We start from the raw sequence: 17,094 nt of genomic DNA, 5'->3' as shown, positions 1-17,094 counted from the left end.
CAGAAGGAGGAATTGTGCCAAATGAGCCGATTACAGCAAGGAGATATCGTCCTGTTTCAAGGGGACAGCATTACGGATTGTGGGCGAGACCGGAGCAACCCGTCAGATCTCGGGAACGGCTATCCGTTATTAGTGGACAGCCTGTTCGGGATGAAATTCCCGGAGCTTGGCGTGAAATTTCTGAACCGGGGCATCAGCGGGAATCGGGTTGTGGATCTGAATGAACGCTGGCAGGAGGACTGCCTTGATCTGAAGCCGAACTGGGTGTCGATCTATATTGGCATCAATGATTGCTGGCGCAGGTATGACAGCGGTGATCCGACGAGCACGGAAGATTTCAAGGCCGGCTACCGTCAACTGATCGAGCGGACGAAGGCCGGGCTGGATGCCAATCTGGTTCTCGTCGAGCCATTCGTTCTGCCGCATCCGGAGGATCGCAGAGCCTGGAGAGAGGATCTGGACCCGAAGATTCATGCGGTGCGGGAGCTGGCGGTGGAGTACGGGGCGCTGCTGGTGCCGCTGGACGGATTATTCGCCGCAGCCTCAGCCCGCCGCGAGGCGGCGTTCTGGGCTCCGGACGGTGTTCATCCTTCCCCGGCGGGGCATGGCCTGATCGCCAAAGCGTGGCTGGAGACACTGGGTGTCCGAATCGAGTTGTAAAGGATGGATAATTTAGGCATTCATGTTCCATGTTAGCATTGATGTTAGGCATCCATGATCGCGTAAACGCGTGATCGTGATTGTAATCCGTGTTCGTGATAGAGCTGCTACCTTCGGGGGGTGGCTCTTTTTTTGTTGCAGATTGCAGGGTCAACTGAGGAAGGTAAACTATATCGCTCATATTTTAAATAAATCTAGCAGGAATAGCGGAAATCTATTGACGGCATATTGAAAATCCTATAGGATTACTGGTATTAACACTTTAAATGGCTACAGGGGGAAAGAGGACATGAGAGTCGGTATAACAGCACAAAAACTGACGTTGCTGGCGCTGGCATTGGTGATGGTATTGACCGGATGCGGACAAAGCGGCGGCACGCAGAGCTCGGGCAGCGCAGCAGCAAAGGTAGAGAATCTGCCTGCCGGCATTGCAGAGAAGGATGAAATCAAGCTGATGGTCGTTCGGAAAATCGGCGGCGATGATCATACGGCGCAATTCCTGGCGGGAGCCAAGCAGGAAGGCGAGGCGCTGGGTTTTAAAGTAGATACGTTCTCCGCTGACGGAGATTCCGCGAAATTTCATGATGCAATCGCCCAGGCGATCGACAGCGGGTACGATGGCTTCATTATATCTCACGGGGATGATCCTGCGACCGTAGAGGATATTCGGAAAATTCGGGAGAAAGGTATCCCGGTTGTCACCTTCGACTCCGTACCTGAGGTCGGAGAGGTTGAAGGTGTCACGCAAACATCCCAGGACGATGAGCAGCTGGCTCAGCTGGCGCTGGATCGACTGGTCGAGGAACAGGGGCCGGATGCCAATATCGTCTACTTATGGGTCGACGGATTTCCGCCAATGGTTCGGCGGAACCAGGTATATCAGGAAGTGCTGAGCAACAATCCGGGAATCAAGGAGCTTGAGCGCTTTGGCGTAGCCAGCAACCAGACCTCGGTCGATACGCAGAATGCAGTGTCGGCGCTGCTGACCAAGTATCCGGCAGGAGAGATCGACGCAATCTTCGCAACTTGGGATGCCTTCGCGATCGGTGCGGCCAGAGCGATTACCGAAGCGGGACGCAATGAAATCAAGATCTATGGCATCGACGTGTCGAATGCGGATCTGGAGATCATGCAGAATGCGGACAGCCCTTGGGTGGCCACAGCGGCGGTTGATCCGAAGATGATCGGCGCGATCAATGTCCGCCTCCTGGCGAAGAAGATTGCAGGCGAGGATACGCCGGACACGTATAACCTGCAGCCAACCTTGATTGACCGTGCGACCCTGGAGCAGGCAGGGGAAGAAGTAAATATGGTGAACCTGGCGAATGTAATTCCGGGTTGGGGAGAAAGCACCGATTTTGAAGAGGATTGGATGAAGGCTTTGAAGGAAGCTAACGGTAAATAAGCAGCAAGTCTTTAAGGCGCTCTTGTCTTCGTGTGAAGACAGGGGCGCTCTATCCTATTGGAAGGGATGAGGTTCGCTGAGATGAACTCCACGGAAACGATGACAACTGAAACCGCTGTAGCGACACCAGCCTCTACCCCGCTGCTGCAGATGAAGAACATCTCGATATCTTTTCCGGGTGTCAAAGCGTTATCGAATGTTGATTTTCAGACTGCGGCAGGGACGGCACACGCCTTGATCGGCGCGAACGGTGCAGGGAAATCGACCCTGATGAAAATTCTTGCCGGGGCTTACACCCACTATGAAGGCGAGATATGGATGGAGGGCCGCGAGGTCCACATCCGCTCTCCCAAGGAAGCGAAGGATTACGGGATACAGGTGGTGTACCAGGAAGTGGACACCGCGCTCATTCCGAGCCTGACGGTTGGCGAGAACATTATGCTGGACCGGATGGTCCATGATATGAAGGGCAAATGGCTCGTCCGCTGGAATGAACTGCATAAGGAAGCGCAAACGGTGATGGAGCGGATGAACATCGGCATTCCGAGCCGGAAGGTGGTCAAGGAGCTGACGCTGGCAGAGAAGCAGATGGTGCTTATTGCCCGGGCCGTGTCCAGGCAGTGCCGCATTCTGGTGCTGGACGAACCGACGGCACCGCTCAGTCACAGTGAAACCGAGCAGCTGTTCATGCTTGTGCGGAAGCTGAAGGAAGAGGGGGTCAGCGTGATTTTCATCTCCCATCGGCTGCCGGAGCTGTACGAAATCTGTGATGAGATTACGATTATGCGGGATGGACAGCATATTATCACCGATCAAATCGTCAATCTTGAGCAGGGGAGTGTCGTTGAACATATGCTCGGCACCAAGATGGAGCAGCAGTTTCCCAAGACGGAGAAATCTGTCGGGGAGGTGGTGTTTGAAGCTCGCGGCATCGTTGACCCGGGCAAAGTGAATCATGTTGATCTCCAGATCCGCAAGGGGGAAATCGTCGGGCTCGCAGGGCTGGTCGGCGCGGGCAAGACGGAGCTGTGCCGCGCCTTGTTCGGCGCATCGGCAACCGCAACGGGCGACATCCTGCTGAACGGCCGCAAGCTAAGACTCTCTTCCCCGCATGCCGCTGTTCAGCAAGGCATCGCGCTTGTGCCTGAGGAGCGCCGCCGCGAAGGCGTGTTCGTGGAAGAAGCCGTATCCGCGAACCTGACCGCTACGGTGCTGTCCCGGTTCACGGCATGGGGGAGCTGGCTTAGCTCCTCCAAGGAGAAGCAGGCGGCTCAAGAGATGATCGACAGTCTCGGCATCAAAACGCCGAACGAGAAGGCGCGGGTACGCAACTTGTCAGGGGGCAACCAGCAGAAGGTTGCGATTGGCAAATGGCTGCTTGCGGATGCGGATGTGTATATTTTTGACGAGCCGACAAAAGGGGTGGACGTTGGAGCCAAGCGGGATATATTCAAGCTGGTCCACGAGCTGGCGGAGCGCGGTAAATGTGTGCTGTATGCGACAAGCGAGCTGTCCGAAATTATCGGCATTACCGACCGGGTGTATGTCATGTATGACGGCGCCGTCATCCAAGAGCTGGAGACGAGTTCCACCGATGAAGAGGAGATTTTGCTTTACTGCACGGGAGGCGGATTGACATGAATGCAGCAAGACCTGTAAAAGAAAAGCGGACGGCGAGCTTCGCATTTGATTTTCTATACAAGTACGGCACGATCATTACCGTTGTTGTGCTCATTGCGGTTTTTGGCATAATGGCCGACAACTTTCTGAACCCAAGCAATATTATTAACATCCTTCGCTCCATCTCGATTGTCACGATCATTGCCGTCGGCTTGACCGTTTCCTTGTCTGTGGGAGGATTTGACCTGTCCGTCGGTTCGACCGCCTCGCTTGCGAATGCGCTGGTCATCTCGATGTTTGTGTGGCATGGGCAGAATATCGGCATCGGCATCGGGCTGACGTTGCTGTTCTGTCTGGCTGTCGGTCTGGTGAATGCGTTTCTGGTCATTAATTTCAAGATCGACGATATGCTGATGACGCTGGCGACGATGTTTATTTTCCAGGGCGTGGCATTGACCTATACCCGGGGAGCGACCATCTCGCAAAATATGATCATGCCTAACGGCGATTTTGCAACCGGCAAAATCCCGGCGGTGTTCGGAAAGATTGGGCAGGTGCCGTGGATCATCATCATTATGGTGCTGGTTGTGGTCGTGGTGCATCTGTTCCTGACCTATACGAAGCATGGCCGGTATATGTACATGATCGGCGGCAACCGCGAAGCAGCGGCGTTGTCCGGCATTCCGGTCAGCCGCTACCGGCTGGTTGCGTACCTGGTGTCGGCGCTGTTTGCCGCCATTGGCGGGATCATGCTTGGCGCGCGTGTCATGACCGCCGAGGTGAACTCCGGCGGCCCTTATCTGATGGATGCGGTGGCGGCGGCCTTCATCGGCTACTCCGTCTTTGGCGCAGGCCGTCCGAATGCGCTTGGCACGTTTGTTGGCGCCGTGCTGATCGGTATTTTGCAGAACGGGCTTATCATGCTGTCGGTACCGTACTATGCGATGGATATCGTTAAGGGATCGGTGCTGGCCCTTGCCCTGGCGCTAACGTATTATAAGAAACGAAGCTGAATGAATCGAATCGCAGCTTGCTGCAATTCTGAAGGAGACAGACCGGGGCTGACCGGCCTGTCTCCTTTTTTTTGATATACTGGCTGGAGCACGACTCGCTGTCCGGATATTCGAGAAGCGGTTGCGCCAAGCTCAGCAGCATGATCCCGCAGGATCAGGGAGCTTCCTGAACGAAAGGGATAACGGTACAAAGCGGCATGGAGCAACCATCATTCCCCCGCCTCTTCTATTGACGGGCACTGCTTGTATTCTATATTCTTGTAGAAGTGATGGCTTCTGAAGAGGAGCCTTGATTACCGGAGGTGGGATCATCATGAGAAAACCAAGCTTTATGACGCCGGACCCGAACACCTGGCTGGATTCATTCCAATTTTCGATTCCGATCAAAATCCGGTACTGTGAGACGGATATTCTCGGTCATGTGAACAATACGAGTTATTTTATGTACTTTGAGCAGGGGCGAATTGAATACTTCGAGAATCTGGAGCTGACCGATGAGCTGTTCAGCAAGCAGCAGGTGTCGGTTGTTGCCGATCTGGAATGTCAGTATTTGGCCCAGTTATATTTGCGGGACCCGCTTAAGCTCCATGTCAAGGTGGCGGAGATCGGACGTTCCTCCATGGATGTTCATTATGCGGTGGTTGTGAATGACGAGCTGAAGGCTGCCGGACGAGGGACGATTGTGCTGGTGGACACAGCGACCGGCAAGAGCACACCGATCCCGGAGACGGCGCGGGAGAAGATCGCTGCATTCGAAGGTTGGAAGTAACATAAGTGGTGTATGAGACGTAAGCACGGATAAACAGGGGAAAGGAAGTGAATGCGATGACCGTCCGTTTCGGCATTATCGGAACCAACTGGATTACCGAGCGGTTCATTCAAGCCGCACTGGATACGGAGGAATTTGTATTGTCAGTGGTGTATTCAAGGTCGGAGGAGAAGGGGAAGGCTTTTGCCGCCAAATATGCGGAGCCTAAAGTGTTCACCCGGCTGGAGGATATGCTGGAAGATCGAGAGGTGGATGCGGTTTATATTGCAAGCCCGAACTCCTTTCATGCAGATCAGGCTGTTCTGTGTATGAGCTATGGGAAGCATGTGCTGTGTGAGAAGCCGATGGCGTCGAACACGGCTGAGGTGAAGCGGATGATTGACGCAGCCCGAACCTATGATGTGCTGCTCATGGAAGCGATGAAATCGACCTTGATGCCGAATTTCAGAACGGTGAGGGATAATCTGTACAAGCTGGGGCAGATTCGCCGTTATTTTGCAAGCTATTGCCAATATTCTTCGCGTTATGATGCCTACAAGCAGGGGACAATTCTTAATGCTTTTAATCCCGAGTTCTCCAACGGTTCTCTGATGGATCTTGGGATTTACTGTATCTATCCGATGGTGACGCTGTTCGGCAAGCCTGACACGGTTCAGGCATCCGGCGTGATGCTGTCCTCGGGCGTGGACGGGGAAGGCAGCCTGCTTCTGTCCTATCCGGAAATGGACGGGGTTATCATGCATTCCAAAATCAGCGATTCCTATGCGCCTGCCGAAATTCAGGGAGAGAACGGGACGATGCTCATTGATAAGATCAACCAGCCCTATGATGTGAAAATTCACTATCGCGACGGCACGGTGGAGAATCTGACACAGCTGCAGCAGCATGAGTCGATGTATTACGAAGCCCGGGAGTTTATCGACCTGCTGAATCGCGGAGAGAGGGAAAGTGCGGTCAACACTTGGACGAACTCCCTGGTGACGGCGGAGATTATGGAGGAAGCGCGGCGTCAGATCGGACTTGTGTTCCCGGCAGACCGGCTTGTTCAGAAATAAAATAAATAATTTCCGGTTTGGCTGGTCCGCATGATCACGGTTATGAATTTAATGATATGGAAAGAATAAACTATTGAACTTTCCTGTTGCGCTTAATGGCACTATGGCTGCCCGGTTTGGATAAAGTTGCACGGATTTTTTTGAAAAATGGTCTTTAAGTTCGGGATGTTTCAGGGTATTATTGAGTTTCTGGAGCGCAGATTGGTGCACTGATCCTTCTTGCTGCTCCAGAGGCAGAAGAGATGGATTAAGCGGACGGCGAAATTTGAAACATTCGCTCAGGCTGATCCGTAATAGGGAGTATTGGCTTTTAGTAGCGCTGATTACACGAAAACGGAGGATTACCAGATGAGTATTATTCGCGAAACCGATTTGCCGGGGATTGGGAAGAAGTTCCTTATTCAGGCAAGGTCCGGCGATAAGCTGGTCGTTGTTATCCATGACGATGGCCGCAGAGAGATGTACCATTTTGATAACGATAATCCGGAGGAGACCCTTTCCCAGATTACGCTGGAGGATGACGAAGCCAGACAGATTGCCGGAATTCTTGGCGGCATGACATATAAACCAAGAGCGCTTGAGACGATTGAGGTCACGCTGGAAGATTTGATGATTGAGTGGACGCGGATTGAGCCGCATTTCAAATGTGTGGACAAATCCATCGCCGAACTTCAGGTACGTCCCAGGACTGGTGCCAACATCATTGCCATTATAAAGAGAAACGAGCAGAAGATTAATCCTGGTCCGGACGATAAACTGGTTGCTGGTGCAACGCTTGTTCTTGCCGGAGAACGAAAGCAGATCAAGCAGCTGAAAGAGCTGCTGGCCCATGGATAAGGAACAAATACGATATGCCCGTCGACGAACGAAAAGCCTAGGTTTAGGCATTCGGTTTGGTGACGGGCGTTTTTTTTTGTTGTGTAATCCGGTCCGGCTCCCTGAATACTTCTTCTATCAGAATTGAACTCCCAACCTGCCTCACCTTACATCGTCTGGGACAGCACCAGCCCGCCGTAAGCAAAGGCCGCGACGATCACCAGCGCCGGGTGGATTTTGCGTTTGTTCATCGCCCAGAAGGCGACCGCTGCAATTCCGAAAAATTGAAGGTAACCGATGGAGAGGACCGAGCTCTTGCCGATCTGCCAGGTCAGCACCAGCATCATGATGGCGATGACCGGCTGCACGAGCAGGGTCATGCCTTTCACGACAGGCGAGCTGCGGTATTTCTGCAGCAGGTTCAGCAGCCAGATCAGCGCCATGGCTGACGGTACGACAGTGGCCGCAATGGCAAGAATGAAGCCGAGCCAGCCGGTTACACCGTAGCCGACAAAGGCCGCGATTTTGGTGGCGATTGGCCCCGGCAGCGCATTGCCAAGCGCGAGCATGTTGGAGAACTCCACATCGTTCAGCCAGCCGTGGTTCGTGACAATCTCCTTATACATGAGCGGAATGGAGGCCGGGCCTCCGCCGTAGCCAAGGACGTTCGCGACAAAAAAGCTGATTAACAGCTGCAGCCAATCTTCCATCATGCCGATCCCCCCTTGTTCTTCCGCTCTTTCTTCAGCTTCGCGAGCACGCGGAAATGCACCGCTCCATATGCCAGGAACAGCATAATGACGATGGCCGGATGAATCTGCACCGCCTCCAGCAGCAGGAAGGACAGGATGAACATGCCGATGCCAACGTATAGGCCAAGCCCCTTGACGGCTTTCTCCCCGAACTCATACGCCATCGTTCCGAGCATCACGGCAATGACCGGCGTTACGCCAGCGATCATGCCGGCTACAATCTTGGAGCTGCTCAGCACAGTGACTGCGGACAGCAGTGCGACCATCGCAATACAGGTAGGCAGAATATGCGCCAGCACGGCCAGCACGGCCCCGAGCGCACCCTTCTCGCGATAGCCGAGGTAGGCGGCCATTTTGGTGGCGATTGGCCCCGGCAGCGCATTGGCCAAAGCCAGCACCTCGCCGAACTCATCGTCGTTCAGCCAGCGATAGCGTGTCACCGCTTCATAACGGATAAGCGGGATGACAGACGGACCGCCGCCGTAACCCAGAATGCCGGTTCGAAACATGCCGACAGTCAGCTCGATGTATGGATTGCTTTTTATACGATTCAATGTGATGATTCCTTTCTGTCCGTTAAGATAAGTAAGATTTACAGTCGGATACCCATCCGGCTTTTATACCGTTTGATCAAAATTTGCGTGTCCACGCTCGTAATGCCGGGCAGAGGGTACAGCTTCTCGTTCAGGAACATTTCCATCTCTTTATGGTCGGCGAACAGCCCATGCATGTGCAGCTTGCTCGGACCGGTCATGTGATACAGGCTGGTGACGTAAGGCTCCTGCTCCAGCTGATCGGCGACCTGCTGCAAGTACTTCGGCTCCACCTCCACATTAAAAAAAGCGGATACGTGAATACCCACCTTCTCCGGGTTGATCACGGCCGCAAAACGTTCAATGACGCCGTTCTCCAGCAGCGTCTGTACCCTGGCCTGCACAGCGACCCGGGACAGGCCGATCTCTTTGGCCAGATCCGTGTAGGACATGCGTCCATGCTTTCCCAGGATGGCAATAATGCTGCGATCCGTTTCATCAATAAGAAAGGGCGTGTGCGCTCCGGAATTGAGATGCATCGCAAATCTCCTTTTTCGCTCATTATTGAGGTTTGTTGGTTTCGAAACGTAAACAAATTCTTCGTATTGATTGCGTTATGTATAAATATATAGCGATTTATCGTCATGTTCAATTATTTTTTTCGGTTCAGGACGCTGACTGACTTCAGCTTCCTGCAACCTTTAGCGACTTTTTCCAGTCTAAGGCGTATAAGAATGGATAGACACGATACTACACCACGAAAGGCGGCGATCGATAATGAAGAAGTGGTTGGTGCTTGTGCTGGTCGTGATGATGCTTCTTCCGGCGTCTGCGGCATCCGCGACATCCACCAAGCCTACAAATGAGCCGATAGAGCTGATTTTTGTAGGGGACATTCTGCTGGATGGCTATGTCGGGAACCAGATCGAGCGCTACGGCAACCTGTTTCCGTTTAAAAAGGTAGCACCTACGCTCAAGCAGGCCGATCTGGCCTTTGCCAATCTGGAGACACCGGTCTCGATCCGGGGGAAAAAGGCGGACAAAACCTTTGCCTTCCGCTCCAAGCCGGATACCCTCAAGGGTCTGGTCTACGCCGGAATTGACGGTGTGACGCTTGCGAACAATCACATCCTGGATTACGGCCCACAGGCGATGATGGACACGATGATTCATCTGCGGCGGCAGAAGATCGGGCATACGGGGGCGGGCAGCAACATTGACGAGGCCTTCAAGCCTTATGTGAAAACCGTCAAGGGGAAAAAGATCGCGGTGCTCGGCGTCAGCCGGGTCGTTCCGCACAACTCGTGGATTGCAGGCAAGAATAATCCGGGCGTTGCCGGCGCATATGCGATGGAGCCGATGCTCACCCATATCCAAAAATCGGCCAAGGATAACGATGTCACGATTGTGTACATACACTGGAATCAGGAATTTGCGGACTATCCGGAGGATTACGCCCGCAAGATGGCTAAGCAGATGATCGATGCCGGAGCGGACATCATCATCGGCTCGCACAGCCACACGCTGATGGGAATTGAGTATTACAAGGGGAAACCGATCTATTATTCCCTCGGCAACTTTGTGTTTAATCGCTCCACCCGCGGGGGAGACAAGACATTGCTGTCGATGATGGTGCATTTTGATATCCAGGGTTCGAAGATCACCAGCCGGGTTACCCCGGTAAAAATCATTCAAGGACAGCCAACGCTGATGGATTCCAAATACAACAACAACCTCATTGCCAAACTGAATAAGCTATCATACAATGCCAAAATCGATTCCAAAGGCAATGTGAAGCCTAAATAATCCGGAGCATGGAGCCGCAGTCACAGGACTGCGGCTCTTTGTGTTACATGTACATGTCGTTCGAACTATACTCCTGAACTACGAAATTCGGCCCATATGCCTGTCTATGAAATGAAATAAAAATCCAAAAGTATCATTGATAAATGGAATAAATTTTCATTAAGATAAAGGTAAGTCCTATTATGAACACGATGGAGAATGAAAGAATTAACCATTGATTAACAAAGAAGGGAGATGGAATTTACAGGTTATCGTTATACTGCCCGGGTAGGGCTTTTTATTATTGGAAGGAGGGAATTTATGAATTTCGTGAGGAGCAAGAGGATGCTGTCATCGCTGTTAAGCGGGGTGATGGTTCTGTCATTGCTGCTTCCAGTCGGACAAGCTGCTGCTGCAACCCAGGGCTCCTCTGTTGTGGATACCCGCCGGATGGAGATCGGACCCGGTGCGGTCTACACCTGGATGAATATGAGGAAAGGCAGCGGTGAACAGAAGATTCATATGGTGGAATTTCAGCCGTCCCAGGGAAGCCTGGAGCTTCAACCGGGCATGACGAACGGCAAGGTATATGGTATGGAGGGAGTCAGCAAAATGGCGGCCGATGTCGACCGGGAAGGGAATCGGGTCATCGCCGCGGTGAATGCGGACTTCTATGATATGTCGACCGGGATTCCGCTCGGTCTGTTCATGGGAGAGGGAGAGATTCTGAACAGCCCGCAGGGAAGCAGAGTGGCATTCGGCATCAAGGAGGACGGCACAAGCCTGTTCGGAACGCCGACGCTCAGCCGGAGCGTCACCATCAACGGCATGACAAGCGCGCTCTCCTCCATCAACCGGATGCGCGGGAATGAGGAGCTGGTTCTATATACGGACAAGTTCCACACGTCTACCATGACCAATGATCTTGGGGATGAAGTGGTGCTGGACGTTGTGAATGGAAGAGTGGCTAGCGGGGAGACGCTGACCATGAAAGTGGTCTCCATCCATCATAACAAGGGCAATTCCCCGCTCGGGGCCAATCAGGTGGTGTTGTCCGCGTCAGGCCAGCATCGAAGCAAGCTGGACGGGCTCCAGGTCGGGGATGAGGTTACAGCAAGCTTCGAGCTGCAAGGGGAATGGAAGGATGTCACGATGGCTGTCGGAGGCAATGTTCAGCTTGTGAAGGACGGGGTTGTGCAGCAGCATGCCGATCCGGCCATCCATCCGCGAACAGCGATTGGCACGAAGGCGGATGGCTCGATCGTCATGTTCGAAATCGACGGGCGTCAGCCGGGCTTCAGTGAAGGGGTGAACTACGTCCAGCTCGGGGAGATTCTGCAGGAGCTTGGGGTCGTCAATGCCATTAACCTGGATGGCGGCGGCTCTTCGACCTTCGTTGCGAGACTGCCGGGGGCGAAGGAGCGAACCGTGCTTAATTCTCCTTCTGATGGCGGTGAGCGCAAGACGGCAAACGGCATTCTGCTGGTGAATAAAGCGCCTGAAGGCGCAGCCGACAAGCTTGTGGTGACGCCGGCATTGGAAAGAGTGCTGACAGGCTCAACGGTCAGCTTCCAAGCTGCCGCTGTGGATGCCAATCTCCATCCGGCAGAGATGACGGGAACGCCTGTATGGAGCGTGGACTCATCTGTGGGCAGCGTGGATGGCGGCGGCTTGTTCAGAGCCGGAAACGCAGCGGGAGCTGCGGACATTAAGGTGCAATCCGGGGGGCTAAGCGGCAGTGCGCGTGTCGAGGTCGTGGATGAGCTGACCGAGCTGTCTTTTGCCGATACGGTCAAGACATTCGCCTCAGGCTCCACGGAGACGCTAAGTGTTACGGCGCTGCGAAACGGACAGGTCGTCCAGGCGGATAACAGCCGATTCGAGTGGCGGACTGAGGGGGATATCGGCATCATTGATGCCAGCGGAACGTTTACGGCAACGGACGAGCAGGGCGTGACCGGCAGAATCTATGTGAAATATGGTCAGGCTGAAACTTCGATTGAGGTCAATGTTGGCCTGCCTCCGGTCATGTTGGAGGACTTCGAGAACGGGCTGGACCGCTACAGGCCGAGCTCCGGTGCGCAGGTTAAATCGACGCGTGTCTCTATCGAAACAGAGGATACCTACGTCCGTTCCGGCAACGGCTCGCTTAAGCTGGAGTACGATTTTACAGGAATGACGGGAACCTCCGGTGCGTATCTTCATACGAAAACCTTGGATGACAGTTTGCAGATTCCGGGTTACCCGGAGAAAATCAGCATGTGGGTGTATGGCGATGGCAACCGGCACTGGCTGCGTGCGCAGCTGCGTGACAGTAAAGGCGCCATCCCGCTGGATTTCACCAATCAGACGACGGGTGTTGATTTTACGGGCTGGAGATACCTTGAGGCGACGGTGCCGAAGGGCAGAGAGCTTCCGCTCACGATGGATATGCCGGTCCGGTACATGGAGACCCAAGCGGAGAAAAAGGATGCAGGGGTTATCTATGTGGATGAAATTCGCGCATTGTACGGCCCGGCCAATGATGATATCGATCCGCCGGTGCTGCGCGATTTCTCTCCTGCGGACGGAGAGGTGATCGCCAATAATACGCCGACGATCACGGTGTATGCGGAGGACAAGGGATATGATCCCGTGAAGAATCCGGGAACCACCTTGATTGATCCGGACAAAATCCGCTTGTACCTGGATGGAAGCCTGGTGCCGCATACGCTCTATCCGCCGGAAGGGCGCATTCATTACACGCCCGGAACCCCGCTGGCGGACGGGGTGCACCAGGTCAAGGTGATGGTGCGCGATATGTCGGGCAATCAGACAAGCGAAGAATGGCATTTTACAGTCGACACGGGTGCAGCCCGGGTAGTCTACGACACGCCGGATACCGTGTATGCCGGAGGGACGTATACGGTTGATATCGGCGGCGTGCGGACATCGCACATCCGCAGCGGACAGGTCGAGTTCGCATTCGATATGTCGAAGGTGGAGAACCTGGAGCTGATTCCGGGAGGGAAACTGAGCACATCGCAGGTGCAGGCGGATATCAACAGCACAACCGGTGTGGTGAAGGTGAGCTGGAAGGACATCGATACCGCATCGTTAGACGATCAGGACCTGATCGGGCAGATCCGCTATGATGTCAAACGGGATGCGGCCGGCACGAGCACAATCCGACTAACATCGGGGGCGGTATCTTTTGTCGATACAGGCAGCACCGAGTTTTCATTCTATGGCCTGCCGCTGCATTCCAGGATTGAGACCGCCTATGTGCTTAGCTGGAATGCGGACGGCATCGTGGAAGGCTATGAGACGGAGTTCAAGGTAGAGGACAAGCAAGGGATGCCAGTCGAAGGGGCGGCGATTCTCGCTGACGGAGCGGAAATCGGACTCACGGATGGGCTGGGCATACTCAGCACCCGTGTCCTCACGGCGAATGTGAGAACCTACAGCGTTCAGGCTGTCAAGGACCAGCACTACAGCCAGGCCGCGGAATTCACCGTTTCGCCATTGGCGGGCAGTCCGGTTCCGTCGAACATCAGCGTCGGCATGGGCGAAGATCCGGCCGAGTCCAGAATGTTTGTCTGGCATACCGATCCGGGAACGACCGGGACGGTGGTCGAGCTGGCTGAGCGTTCGGCATTTACAAGCTTTGATGCGCCGAATGTACAGCGGTTTGATGGCAGCAGCGAGCTGTATCATACGCTGGATCTGGGCACGGTTCGTGTCCATAAGGCGACGGCCGCCGGCCTTGCGCCAGGGACGGAATATGTGTACCGTGTCGGAGATGGCCAAGGTCATTACAGCGGTGAAGGCACGTTCAAGACCGCCGACGGCGATGGGGAGCGGACGAAGTTTTTGTATTTTGCCGATTCCCAGGCAGCGACGGCCAATGAATTCAAGCTTTGGGGCCATACAGTGGACAAGGCTGTTCAGGAGCATTCGGATGCGGAGTTTATGGTTCATGCCGGCGATATGGTGGACAAAGGCTTCCTGGAGGAGCAGTGGAACCATTGGTTCGGCGCGGCTCAAGGGCATCTGATGAACACGACGCTGGTATCGGCCATCGGCAATCATGAGGTGATGGGCACGAAGGAGAACGGTGATTTCCTCGCGCACTTCAACCAGCCTGGCAACGGATTGGATCACCTTAAGGGCACGAATTTCTCGTTCGATTACAACAATATGCATTTCGTCGTGCTGAACAGTGAATACAAGCTGGAGGATCAGAAGGATTGGCTGGAGCGGGATCTGGCTCATAATGATAAGCCTTGGACAATCGCTATGTTCCACCGCGGGCCATACGGCAGCATCTATGATACGGCCGAGGTTCGCGAGCTGTGGGCGCCGGTATTGGAGGCGCATGGGGTGGACCTGGTGCTGAACGGTCATGATCACATCTATGTCCGGTCTTATCCGATGAAGAACAAGCAGATTTCTCCAGACGGCAAAGGCACGACGTATGTCGTTGCCGGTTCAACCGGGCCGAAGTTCTATTCTCACACGGAAAGAGGATGGCATGAGGTCGTGGATGAAGAGCAGACCCAGATGTATGCATCGATTGAGATTGTAGGCGATGAGCTTCGCTATGTGGCCAAGACGATCCACGGCCGCATCGTGGACGAGTTTACGCTGACGAAGAACGATAACGTTCCTGTGCCGGAGCGAATCGAAGTTGTACCGGATCAACTGACGCTGGCCGTGGGAGAAAGTCAGGCGCTGAAAGCGACAGTTCGGCCGGAGAGAGCTGATGCGAGCGTCGTATGGTCGGTTTACAGCTCGGAGCCGGAGCAGGTGATCGAGGTGTCCGCTGACGGGATCGTTACAGCCTTGGGGCTCGGTGATGCGGTGGTTAGAGCGACCAGCGTCTCGGCTCCGGGCGTGTATGCCGATGTTCATGTGAAGGTCGACCGACTGCCGGAGGGGACCGTACAGCATGTGGAGCTTCAAGGCAAAAGAGAGCTGCAGGTAGGTGATACGGATGTGACGGTGACCGAGGCTGTGTATACCGACGGTACGCGCATCCGGTTGACGGAAGGCGTCGTATATGCAAGCAGCAGGCCGGACATCGCTTCCGTCAGTGACACCGGTGTCGTCCATGCGCTTGCAGAAGGCGTGACGGTCATTCGCGCCACTTATGATCTGTTCCATGCCGAGTATGAGCTCAGGGTCCGCCTGCGTGGCGATACACCGGGTGTGCCGGCGCCGAATCCGCCGCCAGCGCCGCCGGTTGCACCACCGGTACAGCCGCCGGTACAACCGCCAGTTGCCCCGCCAGAGACACCGCCGGTCACGCCGCCGGGACCACTGCCTTCCGGCAGCCTTACGCTGACGGCGGACGATGTAACTTCCAGGCTGGTGAACGGGGAGGCGAGACTGGTCATTGACGGCGCGATCAGCGAATTGACACTCCCGGGCAATGCTGCCGACCTTATAGGCGACGGCATGATCCGGATTGAGGCAAGCAATGCGTACATTACCTTACCGCCTGAACTGCTGCGTCAGCTGGCTCAGCTTGCGCCAGCCGGGCAATCGGATCAGGGGATGATCCGGCTGTCCCTCGAGCCGCTGTCTTCGGCGGAGCGGATGCAGCGATTGGCGGCTGCCGCATCGCTCACGCGGGCAGCACTTAATCCCGTGGGAGAACTGCTGGATCTTCGCCTTGCATGGGTGGATGAGGCGGGGAACGCCTTGAATCTGTCCGGGTTTGATGAGAGGTTAACGATCGGATTGCCTCTGCAGAGTGAAGCGGGCAGACGCATCGGTCTGTATCAGCTAATGGACGACGGTCAGCTGAAATATGCAGGCGGCGTGAATGAGCAAGGGCTTATGAGGGCGAACATCAAGGAATCCGGTACGTATGGCTTGCTCGATTATTCCAAAGACTTCGCCGATGTGCCTTCTTCGCACTGGGCAGCGGATGTCATCGGCGACTTGGCCGCTAGACAGCTGGTTCAGGGTGTAAGCATGGAACACTTCTCCCCGGCCCGGACCGTAACCCGTGCGGAATTCACAGCCATGCTGGTGCGTCTGCTTGAGCTGCAGGCCGGCGAAACGTCATCGTTTGCCGACGTGCCGGGTGACAAATGGTACGCGGATGCGGTGGCCGCTGCTGTGCAAGCAGGCATCATCCAGGGCGTAACGGCAGACCGCTTTGCGCCGGATGCTTCCATCACACGCCAGGAAATGGCCGTCATGCTGGTTCGAAGCTTCACTTACGCAGCTGGACAACGCGAGGCGGCCGGTACCGCAAACGTACCATTCAGCGACATTGCATCCTCACCGGCATGGGCGCAGGAGTCCATCGAGCAGGCCTATGCACTTGGCCTTGTCCAGGGTCGGGGCGCAAGCCGCTTCGAGCCGTCCGGTCTGATGACAAGGGCGGAAAGTGCCCAGGTGATTTACAACCTGCTCTATGAGCTGAAAGTAGAGACTATGAATTAAACTATTATTTTGGAATATCACACATGTCCGAAGCCTCTTCTTCCGGTCGTTCACATGATCGAAAGAAGAGGCCTTTTTTTGTTGATCTGTGGAATGTGCAGCTTCAAAATTCACCTTACTTCGACATGTTGTCCAGTGTATGATATACACATAAAACTATTTTTGCATAAATATAAAAATAATGGATGTAATGAGGTGGTTATTGTCTCTATTGCAGTGATGTCAGCTTAACCCCAGATTTGAAAGCG

12 protein-coding genes are annotated in these 17,094 nt (G+C 54.5%); 9 read left to right on the top strand and 3 right to left on the bottom strand.

Annotated elements, in window-relative coordinates:
* The first annotated feature begins 21 nt into the window (after nucleotides 1-21).
* From CHH75_RS05370 to CHH75_RS05340, 7 genes are all read left to right on the top strand, one after another.
* A complete protein-coding gene (locus CHH75_RS05370) occupies nucleotides 22-660 on the top strand; it encodes an SGNH/GDSL hydrolase family protein (protein WP_095265491.1) in 639 nt (212 codons plus the stop codon).
* 289 nt (nucleotides 661-949) lie between these two features.
* The gene (locus CHH75_RS05365) at nucleotides 950-2,065 is read left to right on the top strand and encodes a sugar ABC transporter substrate-binding protein (RefSeq protein WP_095265490.1); all 1,116 of its coding nucleotides are present in this window, start codon (nucleotides 950-952) and stop codon (nucleotides 2,063-2,065) included.
* Between the two features lie 99 nt (nucleotides 2,066-2,164).
* Nucleotides 2,165-3,706 carry a sugar ABC transporter ATP-binding protein gene (locus tag CHH75_RS05360; protein ID WP_255222966.1) on the top strand — a complete coding sequence of 514 codons (1,542 nt, stop codon included), beginning with the start codon at nucleotides 2,165-2,167 and terminating at the stop codon, nucleotides 3,704-3,706.
* Nucleotides 3,703-4,698: an ABC transporter permease gene (locus tag CHH75_RS05355; RefSeq protein WP_095265489.1), complete on the top strand. Its 996-nt coding sequence runs from the start codon at nucleotides 3,703-3,705 to the stop codon at nucleotides 4,696-4,698. Before CHH75_RS05360 ends, CHH75_RS05355 begins: the two co-directional genes overlap by 4 nt.
* Before the next feature lie 313 nt (nucleotides 4,699-5,011).
* Complete coding sequence (locus CHH75_RS05350) at nucleotides 5,012-5,467, top strand: acyl-CoA thioesterase (RefSeq protein ID WP_095265488.1); 456 nt, start codon at nucleotides 5,012-5,014, stop codon at nucleotides 5,465-5,467.
* Between the two features lie 56 nt (nucleotides 5,468-5,523).
* Entirely contained in the window at nucleotides 5,524-6,522 is a 999-nt protein-coding gene (locus CHH75_RS05345) for a Gfo/Idh/MocA family protein (RefSeq protein ID WP_095397633.1), read from the top strand.
* Nucleotides 6,523-6,870: 348 nt separating this feature from the next.
* Nucleotides 6,871-7,359 (top strand): cation:proton antiporter regulatory subunit, encoded by a 489-nt coding sequence (locus CHH75_RS05340; protein ID WP_095265486.1) that lies wholly within the window; start codon nucleotides 6,871-6,873, stop codon nucleotides 7,357-7,359.
* Between the two features lie 146 nt (nucleotides 7,360-7,505).
* On the opposite strand, the gene chrA is transcribed toward CHH75_RS05340, so the two are convergent.
* From chrA to chrS, 3 genes are read right to left on the bottom strand one after another with little or no spacing between them, the layout of a single operon-like run.
* Nucleotides 7,506-8,048: a chromate efflux transporter ChrA gene (gene chrA / locus CHH75_RS05335; protein WP_095265582.1), complete on the bottom strand. Its 543-nt coding sequence runs from the start codon at nucleotides 8,046-8,048 to the stop codon at nucleotides 7,506-7,508.
* Entirely contained in the window at nucleotides 8,048-8,635 is a 588-nt protein-coding gene (gene chrB / locus CHH75_RS05330; protein WP_176475475.1) for a chromate efflux transporter ChrB, read from the bottom strand. The genes chrA and chrB overlap by 1 nt, the downstream gene beginning before the upstream one ends.
* A 47-nt stretch (nucleotides 8,636-8,682) precedes the next feature.
* Entirely contained in the window at nucleotides 8,683-9,162 is a 480-nt protein-coding gene (gene chrS / locus CHH75_RS05325; protein WP_095397632.1) for a chromate efflux transcriptional regulator ChrS, read from the bottom strand.
* A gap of 238 nt (nucleotides 9,163-9,400) precedes the next feature.
* Between chrS and CHH75_RS05320 the strand changes: the two genes are divergently transcribed.
* Together CHH75_RS05320 and CHH75_RS05315 are read left to right on the top strand one after the other, a co-directional pair.
* Entirely contained in the window at nucleotides 9,401-10,429 is a 1,029-nt protein-coding gene (locus tag CHH75_RS05320) for a CapA family protein (RefSeq protein WP_095397631.1), read from the top strand.
* Between the two features lie 300 nt (nucleotides 10,430-10,729).
* The gene (locus CHH75_RS05315) at nucleotides 10,730-16,846 is read left to right on the top strand and encodes a phosphodiester glycosidase family protein (protein ID WP_095397630.1); all 6,117 of its coding nucleotides are present in this window, start codon (nucleotides 10,730-10,732) and stop codon (nucleotides 16,844-16,846) included.
* Nucleotides 16,847-17,094: the final 248 nt, after the last annotated feature.

The organism is Paenibacillus sp. 7541 (genome assembly GCF_002276395.1).
Taxonomy (GTDB): Bacteria; Bacillota; Bacilli; order Paenibacillales; family Paenibacillaceae; genus Paenibacillus_AQ; species Paenibacillus_AQ campinasensis.
The sequence above is the reverse complement of the archived record's forward strand: the minus strand, read 5'-3'. Positions and strand labels throughout refer to the sequence as shown.

What these genes read in the sequence shown, in the direction of transcription:
- CHH75_RS05370 (WP_095265491.1), top strand. Translation starts at nt 22, where the DNA reads ATGAGCCGATTACAGCAAGGAGATATCGTCCTGTTTCAAGGGGACAGC.
- CHH75_RS05365 (WP_095265490.1), top strand. Translation starts at nt 950, where the DNA reads ATGAGAGTCGGTATAACAGCACAAAAACTGACGTTGCTGGCGCTGGCA.
- CHH75_RS05360 (WP_255222966.1), top strand. Translation starts at nt 2,165, where the DNA reads ATGACAACTGAAACCGCTGTAGCGACACCAGCCTCTACCCCGCTGCTG.
- CHH75_RS05355 (WP_095265489.1), top strand. Translation starts at nt 3,703, where the DNA reads ATGAATGCAGCAAGACCTGTAAAAGAAAAGCGGACGGCGAGCTTCGCA.
- CHH75_RS05350 (WP_095265488.1), top strand. Translation starts at nt 5,012, where the DNA reads ATGAGAAAACCAAGCTTTATGACGCCGGACCCGAACACCTGGCTGGAT.
- CHH75_RS05345 (WP_095397633.1), top strand. Translation starts at nt 5,524, where the DNA reads ATGACCGTCCGTTTCGGCATTATCGGAACCAACTGGATTACCGAGCGG.
- CHH75_RS05340 (WP_095265486.1), top strand. Translation starts at nt 6,871, where the DNA reads ATGAGTATTATTCGCGAAACCGATTTGCCGGGGATTGGGAAGAAGTTC.
- chrA (WP_095265582.1), bottom strand. Translation starts at nt 8,048, where the DNA reads ATGGAAGATTGGCTGCAGCTGTTAATCAGCTTTTTTGTCGCGAACGTC.
- chrS (WP_095397632.1), bottom strand. Translation starts at nt 9,162, where the DNA reads ATGCATCTCAATTCCGGAGCGCACACGCCCTTTCTTATTGATGAAACG.
- CHH75_RS05320 (WP_095397631.1), top strand. Translation starts at nt 9,401, where the DNA reads ATGAAGAAGTGGTTGGTGCTTGTGCTGGTCGTGATGATGCTTCTTCCG.
- CHH75_RS05315 (WP_095397630.1), top strand. Translation starts at nt 10,730, where the DNA reads ATGAATTTCGTGAGGAGCAAGAGGATGCTGTCATCGCTGTTAAGCGGG.